This window comes from Levilactobacillus enshiensis, assembly GCF_007115095.1.
In the GTDB taxonomy this organism is placed as follows: Bacteria; Bacillota; Bacilli; order Lactobacillales; family Lactobacillaceae; genus Levilactobacillus; species Levilactobacillus enshiensis.
The window spans coordinates 34,376-48,707 of the sequence record NZ_SULH01000004.1 but is presented as its reverse complement, the minus strand read 5'-3'; the positions used below and the strand labels follow the sequence as shown (position 1 = coordinate 48,707).

General features: G+C 49.7%; 14 protein-coding genes. 8 read left to right on the top strand and 6 right to left on the bottom strand.

Features of this window, described 5'->3' with window-relative positions:
* The first annotated feature begins 74 nt into the window (after positions 1–74).
* The 3 genes from FAY32_RS05230 (at position 75) to FAY32_RS05220 (ending at position 2,416) form a co-directional block, all read left to right on the top strand.
* Positions 75–1,448: a DHA2 family efflux MFS transporter permease subunit gene (locus tag FAY32_RS05230; RefSeq protein WP_143462409.1), complete on the top strand. Its 1,374-nt coding sequence runs from the start codon at positions 75–77 to the stop codon at positions 1,446–1,448.
* A gap of 349 nt (positions 1,449–1,797) precedes the next feature.
* Positions 1,798–2,085: a type II toxin-antitoxin system Phd/YefM family antitoxin gene (locus FAY32_RS05225; protein ID WP_143462408.1), complete on the top strand. Its 288-nt coding sequence runs from the start codon at positions 1,798–1,800 to the stop codon at positions 2,083–2,085.
* The gene (locus tag FAY32_RS05220; protein ID WP_143462407.1) at positions 2,075–2,416 is read left to right on the top strand and encodes a type II toxin-antitoxin system YafQ family toxin; all 342 of its coding nucleotides are present in this window, start codon (positions 2,075–2,077) and stop codon (positions 2,414–2,416) included. Before FAY32_RS05225 ends, FAY32_RS05220 begins: the two co-directional genes overlap by 11 nt.
* Before the next feature lie 118 nt (positions 2,417–2,534).
* Here FAY32_RS05220 and FAY32_RS05215 read toward each other — a convergent pair whose 3' ends face one another.
* From FAY32_RS05215 to FAY32_RS05205, 3 genes are all read right to left on the bottom strand, one after another.
* On the bottom strand, positions 2,535–3,785 hold the full coding sequence (locus FAY32_RS05215; protein ID WP_143462406.1) for an MFS transporter: 1,251 nt from the start codon (positions 3,783–3,785) through the stop codon (positions 2,535–2,537).
* 10 nt (positions 3,786–3,795) lie between these two features.
* The gene (locus tag FAY32_RS05210; RefSeq protein ID WP_143462405.1) at positions 3,796–4,224 is read right to left on the bottom strand and encodes a hypothetical protein; all 429 of its coding nucleotides are present in this window, start codon (positions 4,222–4,224) and stop codon (positions 3,796–3,798) included.
* Between the two features lie 299 nt (positions 4,225–4,523).
* Positions 4,524–5,000, bottom strand: coding sequence for a Rossmann-fold NAD(P)-binding domain-containing protein (locus FAY32_RS05205; RefSeq protein ID WP_191988147.1), 477 nt, complete (start codon positions 4,998–5,000; stop codon positions 4,524–4,526).
* 556 nt (positions 5,001–5,556) lie between these two features.
* Between FAY32_RS05205 and FAY32_RS05200 the strand changes: the two genes are divergently transcribed.
* From FAY32_RS05200 to FAY32_RS05180, 5 genes are all read left to right on the top strand, one after another.
* Positions 5,557–6,762, top strand: coding sequence for a betaine/proline/choline family ABC transporter ATP-binding protein (locus tag FAY32_RS05200; protein WP_143462404.1), 1,206 nt, complete (start codon positions 5,557–5,559; stop codon positions 6,760–6,762).
* Positions 6,759–7,385: an ABC transporter permease gene (locus FAY32_RS05195; RefSeq protein ID WP_143462403.1), complete on the top strand. Its 627-nt coding sequence runs from the start codon at positions 6,759–6,761 to the stop codon at positions 7,383–7,385. The genes FAY32_RS05200 and FAY32_RS05195 overlap by 4 nt, the downstream gene beginning before the upstream one ends.
* 12 nt (positions 7,386–7,397) lie before the next feature.
* On the top strand, positions 7,398–8,327 hold the full coding sequence (locus tag FAY32_RS05190; protein ID WP_143462402.1) for an osmoprotectant ABC transporter substrate-binding protein: 930 nt from the start codon (positions 7,398–7,400) through the stop codon (positions 8,325–8,327).
* 55 nt (positions 8,328–8,382) lie between these two features.
* Positions 8,383–8,991, top strand: coding sequence for an ABC transporter permease (locus FAY32_RS05185; protein ID WP_191988150.1), 609 nt, complete (start codon positions 8,383–8,385; stop codon positions 8,989–8,991).
* Between the two features lie 591 nt (positions 8,992–9,582).
* On the top strand, positions 9,583–10,935 hold the full coding sequence (locus FAY32_RS05180; protein WP_143462400.1) for a hypothetical protein: 1,353 nt from the start codon (positions 9,583–9,585) through the stop codon (positions 10,933–10,935).
* Between the two features lie 298 nt (positions 10,936–11,233).
* On the opposite strand, the gene FAY32_RS05175 is transcribed toward FAY32_RS05180, so the two are convergent.
* The 3 genes from FAY32_RS05175 to FAY32_RS05165 form a co-directional block, all read right to left on the bottom strand.
* A complete protein-coding gene (locus FAY32_RS05175; protein ID WP_143462399.1) occupies positions 11,234–11,671 on the bottom strand; it encodes a hypothetical protein in 438 nt (145 codons plus the stop codon).
* 93 nt (positions 11,672–11,764) lie between these two features.
* Positions 11,765–13,021 (bottom strand): MFS transporter, encoded by a 1,257-nt coding sequence (locus FAY32_RS05170; protein ID WP_143462398.1) that lies wholly within the window; start codon positions 13,019–13,021, stop codon positions 11,765–11,767.
* A gap of 16 nt (positions 13,022–13,037) precedes the next feature.
* Positions 13,038–14,243, bottom strand: coding sequence for an MFS transporter (locus FAY32_RS05165; protein WP_143462397.1), 1,206 nt, complete (start codon positions 14,241–14,243; stop codon positions 13,038–13,040).
* Positions 14,244–14,332 lie beyond the last annotated feature (89 nt).

Here is a 14,332-nt window from a genome sequence, read left to right as displayed (position 1 = left end):
AGTGATTTCAAAATTCAGTGTTCATTTTTCAAAATCAATTGTCTCTAAACTCTCAAATAATAGAAGGCCCAACTATGTCTAAGGAAATCAAACAATCACTATTTATTATGGTATTCGGTACCTTCTTCGGAATCCTCTGCTCAACGCTCATGAACGTGGCATTGCCGACCTTTATGACGGTCTTTCACGTCAACTCGTCCACCGTTCAATGGATCAGCAATGGCTACATGCTGGTCAGCGCTATGATGATTCCTGTCAGTGCCTACCTCACCAAGAAATACACGTTCCGCGTCCTCTTCATCACTTTTTCCGTTATCTTTCTGGCGGGAACGTTTCTCGGCAGCATTGCGCAAAGTTTCTTCGTTCTGATTCTCGGCCGCATGATTCAAGCCATCGGCTCAGGGGTCATGATGCCACTGGTCAACATCATGGCGATTCGTTATGCTGAGCCCACGAAAAAAGGGGCCGTCATGGGGATCGTCGGCTTGGCCTTTAACTTCTCCCCAATTATCGGGCCGACGCTGTCCGGGGTCATTTTGACCTACCTGTCGTGGCGTTATCTTTTCATTCTGGTGCTCCCCTTTATCGTGATTGACATTGGCCTAGCACTCCGCTTTCTGCCCCGCGTACCGACCAACGAAACGCCGAAACTGGACGGTCTTGGGCTCATCCTGATTAGCTTGGGCTCACTAGGACTCCTATGGAGCTTCTCCAACGTGGGCCAGTACGCCCTGACGTCACCATTTGTCTTCGTGCCTTTCGCGGTGGGTCTCCTGTTCACCTTCCTCTTCATTCGCCAGCAACTACATACTGCGACCCCCCTGATTAACCTCCAAATCTTTAAGAACGTCCAATTTACCACGGCCACGAGTTTAAATGCCTTAATCGTTGCCACGATGTACGGTAATACTATCCTCCTCCCACTCCTCATCCAATCGATCATGCACCAAAGCCCCATCATTTCGGGATTGGCCATTCTCCCTGGCGCCTGTCTGACCGGGATCATGTCGCCAATCAGCGGCCGGCTATTTGACCGCTATCCGGTGCGGGTCATCGTGACGACGGGCCTGTTGATCGATTGCTTCGGGACCATGATGCAAGCCTTCATCGACGTGAATGCCTCGGTCGCCATGCTAACGGTCGGCCAAACGGTGCGTCAGTTGGGGTTGGTGCTCATCTTAATTCCGATTCAGACGCAGGCGTTGACCAAGTTGCCCAACCGGCTGATTGCTGATGGGGTCGCAACGTTTAATACCCTTCGCCAGATTGCTGGGTCGTTTGGGACCGCCATCATTATTGCCACGATCAACCTGGCAACGAAGTTCTTCAGCGCCCAAGCCAACGCGCCCCAAATCGGCATTCAATCCGGATTTACCATGTGCCTACTGTTCCTGTTGGTTGCCCTCGGCGTCTCGACCAAGCTGTTGACCGTTCGCGACGCAGCCTAGCGTTTGGCCGTCTTAAATTCCAACCTTGTTATCTTAGTAGAAAACCAAGCTTGTAGACTCGTGATTTACGAGGCTTCAAGTTGTGTCCGTACCGATCCAACTCATATCTGGCCGGTAAAGCGACCAGACCACCAAGTTGTCTACTTTTAAGGCCACTGCTGTTGGTAGAACCGGCATGAGCCGTATTTTGGAACTTTCAACCTTTTGTTAACGAACTAGATTGTCTCCAAACATCTCTTTGTTGCTGATGTCTGGGGATTTTTTATTCATTAGTGAGAAAACAAAAGCTTAAAAATTGATTTTCCGTACGTAATAACGTACTATATGTGTACGAAACGGGGTGTTGCTCATGGCTTTAGCGGCCACACAAAGTGCCTTTAGAACACACATGAAGGATTATTTAGATCAGATTAATGATGATGATGAAACCGTCTATGTTGCTAGATCGAACAATCGTGCCGTGGCGATTATTTCTCAGGAAAAAATGGCCTGGATGGAGCGTGCTTTAAAAGCTAAGGAAGGTTCCTTAGAGTACGCAGTTGCTAGAGATCAATTGATTCGTCGAAATGTCCTTCCTGACGATGAACTTGTTGACGCTAACGATAACTATTGGGGTCAATTTAAAAATGGAAAATAGGCTGAGATTTAGACCAAGAAAGACGTTCAATGCCGATTTAAAGCGCCTGGCTGCTTTAGATGCCAACATTGTCGACGAAGTTCGTACGGCTATTGAGATATTATTGGCAGGCGAGTCGCTCCCTGATGAATTTAACGATCATCCGTTACAAAGACGGTTATCCGGATACCGTGAATTTCATCTACGTGACACACCTTTGGGGAAGCAACCAACCGATAACAATGATATCTTAGTCGTTTATACAATTGATCAGCGTGCCTTAGTTCTCATAGGTATACGGATTGGCTCTCATGAAAGACTATTCCCAGCACAAAACAGGTCAACAAAGTGAACCAACTACTAATAGGCGTTGTCCGCTGTCCCCCAGAATTTTCGGGAACTCACTGACAACGCCTTTTTTTCGACCAGCCATTTTGCACAGTCATGATTTCCCCCTAAGTGGAAAGATCCTAGGCTTTATTTTTGGGAATACTAAAATTCAAGTCATGCCGGAACCGAATACTGATGGCCAGCAGGAATAACGTCACCACCGCAAAAACAATCGTTGGTGAAAATTTACCAAACAACACCCCAAATAAGAGAACCCCTAATGAAGTGGAAAGGCTCGCTGTTGTATTAACCGTAATATTGACGCGACCTTGTAACTTGTCTGGCGTATTTTTACGAATAAACGTCGCAAAGGGAATATTGATGCCGATGATTACCAGACCTACCAGCATCAAGATAATGATGTAAAAAACAACACTAATGTTCTTCGAAAAGATATTAAGAGAGACAAAGGAAAGAACGGCTAATAAGCCACAAAATAACAAACCAATATTGAATATTTTAGGCAATTTTTGGATGACCTTGTTAGAAAACGACAAGACCAGACTGCCAAGAATCATGCCAAAACTCGTAGCGGCTTGGATGATTCCGTACAGTGTATTGGGGATGTTTAAGATCTTGACCGTAATAAACGGTAGCCCAATTGAGATTGCTGAGAATGCAAGATCCATGATAACTATAAAAAAAAGAAGCGCTCGTAGCACTGTAGATGTCTTAATGTAAGTAAGTCCCTGTTTAAATGACTCCCAAACATGGGTATCGTCCTTTTCCTCGGGCTGGGTTGTGGTTGCAAAGTAATGAAACCGCAAAGCCATGATGAACAGCAACACCACGGTCTCCCCACCCAGTTCAATCAGTGAAAATGTCCTTAACGGCAAGTAACTGTAGAGAATTCCGCCTAAAATTGGTGCGGCCAGGGTTGTAATGGTACTTCCTAACTGTTCTAAAGAAACAAGCTTTTGTAAATCTTCGGGCATCACCATTTGGTTTGATGACGCCTTATATGACGTACTTTGAAAGCCATCACATACATTTAATAAGGTCACCAACAAAATAATAGAAAGTGCTGGCGTTCTCAGCGCCACCTTGATGTTAAAAACAAAAATAGCCATAATAACCACACTGGTTGCCTGTGCGGTTAGTGCGACCAGCTTACGTGGAAATTTATCAACTAGGTACCCGATCAATGGCGTAAGTAAAGTCTGCGCTGCCGGGCCCACAAACGCGACGACAGAAAATAATAGGGGTGACGCTGTCATCTTTAGCACGTAAAGTCCGAGCGCAAAAGAAAAGAATTCGCTTGTGGCGCTTCCAATGAAGAGGCTAACTGTCGCCATCGTCATTTGGAGCCTAGATATAGCACGATTAGACATTCACAAGACCTCACTTTCCCACATAATGGTTGTAAATACTATCGTTAGCATATAGCTTGCCAAATATTTTAATGGATTTAATGACTTTAAAGAGTCTATCCTCATCATGAATATTATTGAAGTGAAGCTGCCCAATGACGTAATAATTCGTAACGGATCTTTTTTGACTTAAACTGGCGAGAAACGCATCATCAATATCATAACGACCAATAAGAACTTCAAACCCATCAGCTGAGTGACCATCAATCATTATTTCCTGTGAATCTTCTGCTATAATCTTTTGGAGATCTGAATGATGATTATCGATTTCTTTTTTTGCCGCATAATGAAGAAAGTCTGTTCTCGAGGAAGAAATTCCCTTTTGAATAAGAATATCAATGTAGCCAACATCCACTGAGCTGAGATTCGCTGAGATTTTAATCGTATTTGGCTCTTTCATTTGCTCATCTTCTTTTAATCGGATTATAATCTCTCCCAAACTAAAAGTACACGCAAACATATCATATTACAAAAATAATACTGATAAATTCAGTCTTTCTTTATTGAATATAATTTCAAACCAAATTATAATAAATCCATCAAGTCAAGGAGCGCTCCGTTAGAACTTGATAGTCGTGATTTTGAACTTATTTTAAATACTAAACATCAAAGAACACGAAATAGGCGTTGTCAGTGAAGTCCAACTTACTTTGGACCCACCGACAACGCCTATTTTTTCTATTCTGCTAATTTTAAACGCTAACCCGCCAAGTCAGCTAACGGATCGTCGGCAGTAACTGTGGTAAAAACACGCGGCGTTTCCAGCGCCATCAACGTGCTGATGCCGGCAAAGCCCTCGACCAGGTCAAAGGTTACGCCAGATGCCATCAAGTTCCGGCGGGCATCCCGAATCTCACCCGGCAGTTCAACGATGTCATCGGTTCGACTCACAATTAATTGCCGGGCCCCGGCGGCACTAGCCGCTGTGGCCAGTGTCCGGGTCATTGCAGCCAAGTGAATCGTCGGCACTAGCGCCACGACCACATCCTGATCCAACATCGCTGCGGTCAGACCACCTTCGTCAATGGCTTCACCGGTCAGTGCGGTCACCGTCGTTGGCAACGTGACTGCACTCGGCGTGTACACCGTCAGGTCTAGCTGACTATTTTGGCTTAATTGGCGGACAAAGGTTTGGCTAGCGGCGTCCAGCGCCCCAGCGAGTAAGATTCGTTTCAAGGTCGTAACTCCCTTTCTTTTTTAGCTGATGTTTTAGATTATAGCGGGTTCTAGTTGGTCGAAGGCAACCCCTTTTTTTAAATAATTTCGATTAAAATAAATAAGGTTTTTCTTATCTGAAACACATTTTTTTGTGTTATTTTGAAAAAGGTGGCTAACCCGCATGCCGCTGGGCTTAAGTACCCCTCACGAATTCGTTTACACCCGAATATTATCAACATTGGCAATAGTTTTTCTTTGGAAAATCCACCCAATTCGTGTACAATGGGCATAATTACAGGCTGACATTCAAATACGACCGGTCTCCAGGATGCCCTTTTCTTTCAGGTGCTTCTCGGCACACCGATCGTTATTTTTATAGCGCGCAGGTCGTGATTCGTTCACGCTGTGCGATTTCTGTCTGGCCGTTGTGCCCCTCAACCAATCCGCATTCCGAGGTTGGTTGTTAATCAGTCGTAGCGTTGTGCTACGCCGGTAAGCCAGTCTTGAAACTTCTCAGGGCGACTGGCTTTCTCGCAGCTGCTTCAAAAACCGTAAACACACAGGAGGTTAATCAATGCTACTTTCAATGGAACATCTACGCAAAGAATATCCCAATGGTAAAATTGCCGTCGACGACTTTAACTTAGAGGTCGACAAGGGCGAATTCATCGCCTTCATCGGGACGTCTGGTTCCGGTAAGACCACGACCATGCGGATGATCAACCGCATGCTGAATCAGACCTCCGGCACCATCAAGATCGATGGCAAGGACATTTCCAAAATGGATCCCGTGAAACTGCGGCGCTCCATCGGTTACGTGATTCAAAACACCGGCTTGATGCCCCACATGACGATTCAAGAAAACATCGAAATCGTCCCTAAGCTCCTCGGCTGGTCCAAGGAAAAACGGGCCGAACAAGCCCACAAAATGATCGAACTGGCCCAATTGCCAGACGATATGCTGCAACGCTATCCCGGCGAACTCTCCGGTGGCCAACAGCAACGTATCGGGGTCGTGCGGGCCTTAGCCGCCGACCAACGTATCATTTTGATGGACGAACCCTTCGGTGCCTTGGACCCCATCACCCGGGAATCCTTGCAGGATCTGGTCAAACATTTACAAGAAGACCTCGGCAAGACCTTTATCTTTGTCACCCATGACATGGATGAAGCCCTGCACCTCGCCACGCGGGTCGTCATCATGAGCCACGGCAAGCAGGTTCAAGTCGACACCCCCGAAAATATTCTGCGTCACCCAGCCAACGAATTCGTCACCAACCTCATTGGTGAGGAACGGCTGATTCGGGCCCAACCCAACATCTTAACGGTTAGCCAGATCATGTTGAAGACGCCCGTGTCCATCACGCCAGACAAGACGTTAGACGATGCCATCGACCTGATGCATGACCGGCGAGTTGATACACTGCTGGTCACCGATGACAATGGCGTCCTCGAAGGCTTCGTTGACTTGGACGACATCAACCGGATTACGGATGGCACGACGCTCATCAGTCGCTTCACCAACCGGAAAGTCTTCTACGTGCAGGCCAACTCCCTGATTGGGGACACGGTCGACCGGATTCTGAAACAGGGGGTTAAAAACGTTCCCGTGGTCGACGCCAAGAAACACTTGGTCGGTATCGTTACCAGAACGGCCTTAGTCGACATCGTGTACGACGCGCTTCGTGGTGCACCAGAAGCCAATGAAGAGCCCGCCTCACCGATCAACGCCGACATTCACGCCGCCGCCAACCATGAAGGAGGCGACACCGCCCAATGACCCATTTCTTAGCCACATACGGCTGGCAACTCGTTGCCAAGACCGGCCAACATTTATACATCTCGGCCGCCGCACTGGCCCTTGGGGTCATCGTGGCCGTGCCGTTAGGAATTCTGTTGACCCGCATGAAACACGGCGCCAACTTCGTGATCACGCTCGCCGGGGTCCTACAAACGATCCCCGCGATGGCATTACTGGCGATGATGATTCCGATTTTCGGGATCGGCTCCACCCCCGCCATCGTCGCCCTCTTCATCTACTCCCTCCTGCCCATCCTGCGCAACACGTATCTTGGGATGCAGGGCGTCTCACCAACTGTGCGTGACGCAGCCAAGGGGATGGGGATGACCTGGTGGCAAATGATGGTCCGCGCCGAGATTCCACTGGCCGCGCCCGTCATCATGGCCGGTATCCGGCTGTCCGCAACCTACGTGATTGCTTGGGCCACGCTGGCGTCTTACATCGGTGCTGGTGGCCTAGGGGACTTTATCTTTAACGGTTTAAACCTCTACCGGTCCGACCTGATTCTCGGCGGCTCGATTCCCGTGATTCTCTTAGCCCTGCTGATCGACTATTTGCTGGGTAAAGTGGAACGGGCCGTCACGCCACGACCTTTACGATAGGAGGTTCGATTTATGCGAAAAAAATTACGCAACTGGCTCGCCGCATTTCTAGTCGCCGTCGTCCTCCTGCCTTTAGGTGGGTGCGCCCTGCCAGGCTTAGCTGGCGCCGGCAATAACAACGTCCGGATTGCCTCACAGAACACGACCGAGCAACAGATCATGGCTTACATGATCGCTGGTATGATCGGTCACTATACAAACTTACACACGTCGATCATTAACAACTTAGGGTCTGGAAATGTCAGCTTCAACGCCCTCAAGAACAACAACGCGGATATCAGTTCCATTCGATTCAACGGGACCGACCTGACCACCATCTTAAACGAAAAATTTGAACGGGACCCGGCCAAGGTCAACACGACCGTCACCCGCGAGTTTGAGAAACGCTACCAGATGACTTACTTCAAGTCCTACGGGTTCGCTGACACCTACGCGTGGATGGTCAAGCAAAGCTACGCGAAGAAGCACCATTTAAAGACCGTCAGCGACTTACAAAAGTTGGCACCCAACATGACCGTTGGTATCGACCAAATTTGGCAAAACCGGCAAGGAGACGGCTATCCCGCCTTCCAGAAGATGTACGGCTATAGCTTTGGCAAGGTCTTGCCGATGCAAACGGGGTTGCTCTACGATGCCTTAGCCGCCGATAAGATGGATGCCATTTTAGGCTATTCCACGGACGGTCGGGTCGGGAGCTACCATCTGCAGTTGCTCCAAGACGACAAGAACTTCTTCCCACCATACGATGCCAGCCCGGTCGCGACGGATGCCATTTTGAAACAGCATCCTGAGTTAAAAGGCGTCTTGAATCGGCTGGTCGGTAAGATTTCACTGAAGACCATGCAACACTTAAACTACCAAGTCGACGACCAACTTGAAGAACCACAGACGGTCGCGACGAATTTCTTGAAGCAACACCACTATTTCGAAGGGGGAAAGTAACGTGAAAGACTTAGGCTTATGGAGTCAACTAATCTACTACTTCTCCCACAACGGGATGTACGTGCTGAGTCAATTTAACCAAACGTTCCTCGTCTCCATCTACGGGGTGCTCCTAGGAGCCATCGTCGGCATTCCGCTGGGCATCTGGATTTCCCAGTACCGGCGCCTGTCACCCGTCATTATTGGCGCGGCCAACGTGATTCAGACAGTGCCATCTCTGGCGATGCTGTCCATTCTGATGCTGGGACTGGGACTCGGGCAAACGACCGTGGTGGTCACCGTCTTCCTGTACTCGCTGTTACCGATCATTAAGAACACCTACACTGGCATGCTCAGCGTCGATCCGGACGTTCTGGACGCTGGTAAAGGAATGGGGATGACCCGTTGGCAGGTCATGATGACGATTCGGATTCCCCTGTCACTCTCTGTGATCATCGCCGGGATTCGGAACGCACTGGTCATTGGTATTGGGATTACCGTGATTGGCTCGTTCATCGGGTCCGGTGGTCTAGGAGACATTATCATTCGGGGCACCAACGCCACGAATGGTGGTGCAATCATCCTAGCTGGTGCCTTGCCAACGGCGCTGATGGCGATTATTACTGACTTGGTCCTCTCCTTCATCGAAAAGCGCCTGACCCCCAAGACGTCTTCGGAGAACTGATGTGGTTATCCTGAACACCGTCTTCGGTAGTTAGAAACTCCACCCCGTGGGGACCGCTTCAAGCCTGTGGAGCGGTCTTGAAGCTCGTTTTGGAACCTCGGAAATCACGAGTTTCCAAAACGTCCCGTGCTGTAAGCTGACTCAAAACGTCAGCCAACACCACCGACACCGGGTTCCGTTCCTAACTACCTACGACTAGCGGCTTAACCCAGCGTTCCACGACAACTTGTGACTCATGTTATATCTGTCGTCATTTAATTATGTTTTCTTTATTACCAAAAAAGCTTAAAACAGCCGGTGGCGTCCTGATTGGACATTCACCGGCTGTTTTTTTGACTTTTTCTCTAGTAACGCCACTGTATGGCACTCCCCGATTGGATTAGTTTTCCCCCCTTACTTTAGCGGCCAGCCAGCGTAAACATGGTTAAGCCGTTACACAACCGTTACTGATTCCAATTCCACCATCGGATTTTCCAAGTGGCCTGCTTAACGAGCATCGACCACTTCTCAGGCCGTATCTTAGTCAACTTTCAGTCATCCCGCTCAATCTTTGCTATACTAGTACAAATGATTCACAGAGGAGATGATTAGGTGGACCGATTGAAACAAAGCGGCATCGACTTTTCCGTGGGTACCCTGAATTTTTTAGCCAACATCGGCATCATGTTGCCCTACGTGCTGATTCTAACGAAGTATCAGACCACCCACAGTGAAACGTTTTTGATTGCCCTGGTGGCTTTCTACATTTCGCGTGCCGCCAGTATTTTTTACACCAAACGACTTAATCTGAAATCGACAACGTACCTGCTTTTGAGTCTGGTGTTCGGAGCTCTGGGGAGTCTGACCTTTGCGTTGACCACCGATGTCGGCTGGCTCATCCTCGGGAGTTTTCTCTGGGGGTACAGTGCCGCTACTATCTGGCCATACTTTTTGACGGTCAAGCTTCATCTGAGCGCGACCACTGAATTTCGGATGAAGCGCTTGTATTGGGTGATCTTTGTCGGCTTGGCGCTGGTGATCGGTGTCGACCTGCTGGCAAAGCTAAGCTACACGCTGACCTTTGTTCTGTTAGCCCTGCTCTACCTCGCTGCGGTGCCCGGCGGCCTGTTACTGGACAACTTTACCAATGATTTCTATCAGAATCGACCGCACCACTTGCACGGCATCACGCAGACTTGGCGTTGGATCTTATCCCTGATCGGGTTTGCGGTCATCGCGGTGCTGACCACGTTACGCAAAGCAAACGTCAACATCCCCAGCGGCATCGTTCTGACCATTATTGGCGTGGCCCTGGTCATCCTGGCCATCGAGCTCTATAGCGACCGCCACGTCCTGCCCAACTATAAGGTCCGCCTCCTGAACCGGGGCTTTCTGGTCAGTCTGGTCCTCCTGTTCAACAGTTTTTTCGCCTATTTCTATCTGGGCAGTGGTGGCATGTACGCCGTCTTTGCCGCTTACCTGATTGGCTTTGAAACGGGCTACCCGGTCTTCCAAGCATTGGGCAAACACGATGAAGGTCGCGCTCTACGCCTCAGTCAAATTAGTCTGGTGGCCGGTCACGTGCTCCTATTGATTCCGTGGGTCGGCAGCTACCTGGTTGGCCTCCTGTTGATCACGCTGTATGTGGGCTACGACAACCCGACCATTAATCAAACACTCTATGGCGCCGCAGAAATTGACAGCGACACCGCCATCATCAATAAGTACCGGTTCTCCACGTATGGTGGGCTGCTCTGCCAACTGGCGATGTTCGGCTTGCTAGTCGCTGTCAGTGCCGTGACCCAGACGCACATTCTGGACTTCTTTAAACCTAGCGATGCCGGAAACTTCTGGCTGTATACGTTCACCATGAGTTGGCCGTTAGTGCTGATTTCACTGGGTATTTCGCTGGGTAATATTTGGCACGAACCCAAGACTAGCGATGTGGCTAACGACACCAATTAATTCCGTCCGTATAACGGTCACAATGTCAAAAATGACGCTCACTTTTAGTCGGCCACTTAAAAATTGCCGTTATTTCACCCGTGATGTCACCCTTTTTCTACCCACAATCTTTAATTGATGCTATACTGCACTCACGAATCACAAACCACCGGCCACATCTTACCAACGAAGATGTGGCCGGTGGTTTTTTAATGCCCATAATGCCCGATTACCACGAAGCAAGATTGCTTGACAGTCGTTAATTTCCGCCAAACAGTCCCTGCTTACGACCACAGTCCCCAATGTCCACCTCGTTAATTCACGCGAACACCTTCAGGAGACCATACACGCCGCCCAACCCGACCAGCAGAATCGGTGCCAACACGATACCAACCGCCATTAAGAGGATGCCTACGCTCAACCGGCTACCGGGGTCCCATGTGGCACTCGGAACCAAGTTAAAGTAAGACGCCCGCCGCCGTTGAGCCGGCTTGTCGAACTGAAACGCCAGCGTTTGATTCCACTTGGCCAACAGGATGCGGACTAACGGTAAAAACAGGAAGAAACTCACCGTAAAATACCACGATGTGGCGTCCCAATTGAACAGAAACCGGCCAACAATGAACCGGCAGTTCAGAATGATCAAACTAAGGTACGCCGGTAACCCCACAATGTAAGTGATTTCGTAGTTCGTCCACCGCGTGAAGCTCGGTGTGATCGTCACTAACGTTTGTAGCAAAGATTGCTTACGCCCCATCGCGTTAGCCCCCTTCTCGCCTAAAAGTAGTCTCAGTATACCTACCCCGCAGCGAAAGGGCTGCCTCACCACTTTGTTTTGATTGTGGGCTAACTAACCCAGTCGGCGTCGCAAAATTTCGGCGTACAGCAAACCACCCCCGATAGCAACCACCAGACCAAGCCACGCAATTGCTATCGTCCAGCCGTTCGCGAGAAAAGCAAAAACAATCGCGCCGCCCGGAACAGTCAATTGAATCACCGTGTAGAACACGCTTAGAATCGACCCAATTGACTCCTCCGGTAGTTCCGTTATCATTTCGGCCTGAATCCGTGGATTGAGCAGACCGATCAACACCCCATTTACCAAAATGCAAGCCACTAAGATTTCGCGGCTCTGTAACCACAACAGATTGGCGCTGATGACGCCACTCACGCCGATCACCAGCGATAGGTTTGCCGGAATCGACAGCCAGGCCACGCGTTTCATCGGCGTGAATGACCCCAGGATCATCCCTACCGATTCCACCAAATCGATCAGCGCCACGGTGTACCCGAAGTTGCCAAACAGCAGCTTTTTTTCTTGAATATAGGACAGGTTCAGCAGCGTACTCTGGCCGGAACCAATGAAGTTGACAATGGAGAAGGCCACCATGAACCCGGTAACGGTCGAAAACGTCTTTAGCAGTTTTAAATTTTTCATACTGGTCGTAAAGAAGTGACGAATCTCACCGCGAACCCCCAAAAAGGCCACGTGCTGCTGAAATTGGCTACTCTTTATCTGGCGAAAATGCTGCCGCGCACCCCACAAAATCAGGAAGGCTACGATAAATGAGGCCGCGTTGAGCAGGCCAAACAGCACGTAGTTGTAGTGCAAGGCCGCAATCAACCCAGCCCCGGCTAGCCCACCGACTAGACTAATCGTGGACCCCACCCCACTTTCAAAGCCCCGCGCTTCGGCCAAATCGTCCGCCGTCACCACGTCTTTGATCACGGCAAGAGACACAAACGAACTGTAACTCCCAGCAAAGTCGCTAACGATGTTGATGAGTAGCAGGAAGGTAAACACCCACCAGCTGGGATGAAAGGCAATCAACCCACTGAGGCCTAAAAATAACGCCGCTTGACCGCATTTAACGACCATCATACTGTGAAAATGATGGTTCGTCTCGTCCGCCAAGTACCCCGCAATGATATCTAACAAGAAGGGCAGTGTTGCCACGATGGAAGCAATACTAACGGCCAACTTGGCGTTAGACATCCCCCGGGCATAAATCACGAAAACAATATTGAATAGCGTCGACCCCAGCATACTGATAAACGAGGCCAGCGTCAGTATGCGATAGCGTCTGTTGTGTAGAAAGACCGTCATCCCGGTCAGCTCCTCTTTACACGAAGGTGGTGCGACGGATAACGGCTAAAAAGTACAGCCCGTTCAGAACCGTGGCACCCCCATAAATCAGTTGCGGCCAAATGACCGCCCAGTGGGTGACCATCACCCCACCGAGCACTGAACCGATCGGAATCATGGCGGAAATCAAACTCTCATTGATGGTCGAGATGCGCCCCAAGACCGCGGCGGGAAAGGCCGACTGAACGTAGGCAATGAAATTGATATTCATCATGCTGACGAACAGCGCACTCATCGAAATCAGGAAGACCGCCACAACGCCCTGCCGACTGACGGTTAATAGTAACCGACAACCACCGCCTAGAATCAGGCAACCACCCGCAAAGGTCATCAACTGGTTACCAGTAAGCGTCAATTTTTGCACCAATAACGCGCCCACTAATCCCCCCACAGAGATGCCGGTCAGTAGCGCCCCGTAGCCCCACGCCTGACCGCTCAAGTAAACACGCGCGAACCGCGGCAAAGCGGCATCAGCGGCCCCATAGAACAGGTTGAGTGTCGCAAATGGAATCAAGACCTTTAACATGAAGGGGTGCCGCGCGAGCGTTTGCCAGCCAACTCTTAGCGACCGGCCATAGGGTTCTTCGACCGTTGTTGGCGAACCGGCCGGTCTGAGCCGTAACAGCTTAAAGACTAATAGCGCGACACCAAAGACTGGCACTGCCAATAGGAGCGTCTGTTGTACGGACAGAAACGATAGGAGACCCAGCACGGCACCGTTAAGCATTAGGTCCAACACCTGATAGCTCATTTGAAACAGGCCGTTGACGTGGAGGAGGTCGGCGCCATTGGCAAGTAGTGGCAGGAGCTTGTCCTCTGTCGGGTAGATCAGCGCGGAGCTAACGGTCGACAGCAGGAGAAAAACCAGCAGAAAGACTCCTAGAAAGCCACCATTTAGTCTTAGCGCCATGCCACTAACCAGCACTAGCGCTAAAATGATCTGACTGGCGGTTGCGCCCACTAACACACGTTTCACGCGCACCCGGTCTAAAATGGGTCCCAGCAAAAATGAGAGGGCGTCCACCCCAGACGTGATAACAAAGACCGCCGTGACGAACAACGCCGACTGATAGCGCGTATTAAAGTACCACAGCACAGACATGTAAATCAGGCTGTCGCCAATGTTGGTGAGTATCCGGCCAGCTAGAAGCTGGCGAATCGTTGGTGTATTGGTCGCTGTCATGGGGAACCCTCGCTATCTGAAACGGCTGAATTAAGCGTATTATATCATAATTTTCTCATCGTTTTTTAATTTACAAGATTCTTTCGCTG

Coding starts and splice junctions, on each gene's coding strand:
- FAY32_RS05230 (WP_143462409.1), top strand. CDS start 75: ATGTCTAAGGAAATCAAACAATCACTATTTATTATGGTATTCGGTACC.
- FAY32_RS05225 (WP_143462408.1), top strand. CDS start 1,798: ATGGCTTTAGCGGCCACACAAAGTGCCTTTAGAACACACATGAAGGAT.
- FAY32_RS05220 (WP_143462407.1), top strand. CDS start 2,075: ATGGAAAATAGGCTGAGATTTAGACCAAGAAAGACGTTCAATGCCGAT.
- FAY32_RS05215 (WP_143462406.1), bottom strand. CDS start 3,785: ATGTCTAATCGTGCTATATCTAGGCTCCAAATGACGATGGCGACAGTT.
- FAY32_RS05210 (WP_143462405.1), bottom strand. CDS start 4,224: ATGAAAGAGCCAAATACGATTAAAATCTCAGCGAATCTCAGCTCAGTG.
- FAY32_RS05200 (WP_143462404.1), top strand. CDS start 5,557: ATGCTACTTTCAATGGAACATCTACGCAAAGAATATCCCAATGGTAAA.
- FAY32_RS05195 (WP_143462403.1), top strand. CDS start 6,759: ATGACCCATTTCTTAGCCACATACGGCTGGCAACTCGTTGCCAAGACC.
- FAY32_RS05190 (WP_143462402.1), top strand. CDS start 7,398: ATGCGAAAAAAATTACGCAACTGGCTCGCCGCATTTCTAGTCGCCGTC.
- FAY32_RS05185 (WP_191988150.1), top strand. CDS start 8,383: ATGTACGTGCTGAGTCAATTTAACCAAACGTTCCTCGTCTCCATCTAC.
- FAY32_RS05175 (WP_143462399.1), bottom strand. CDS start 11,671: ATGGGGCGTAAGCAATCTTTGCTACAAACGTTAGTGACGATCACACCG.
- FAY32_RS05170 (WP_143462398.1), bottom strand. CDS start 13,021: ATGACGGTCTTTCTACACAACAGACGCTATCGCATACTGACGCTGGCC.
- FAY32_RS05165 (WP_143462397.1), bottom strand. CDS start 14,243: ATGACAGCGACCAATACACCAACGATTCGCCAGCTTCTAGCTGGCCGG.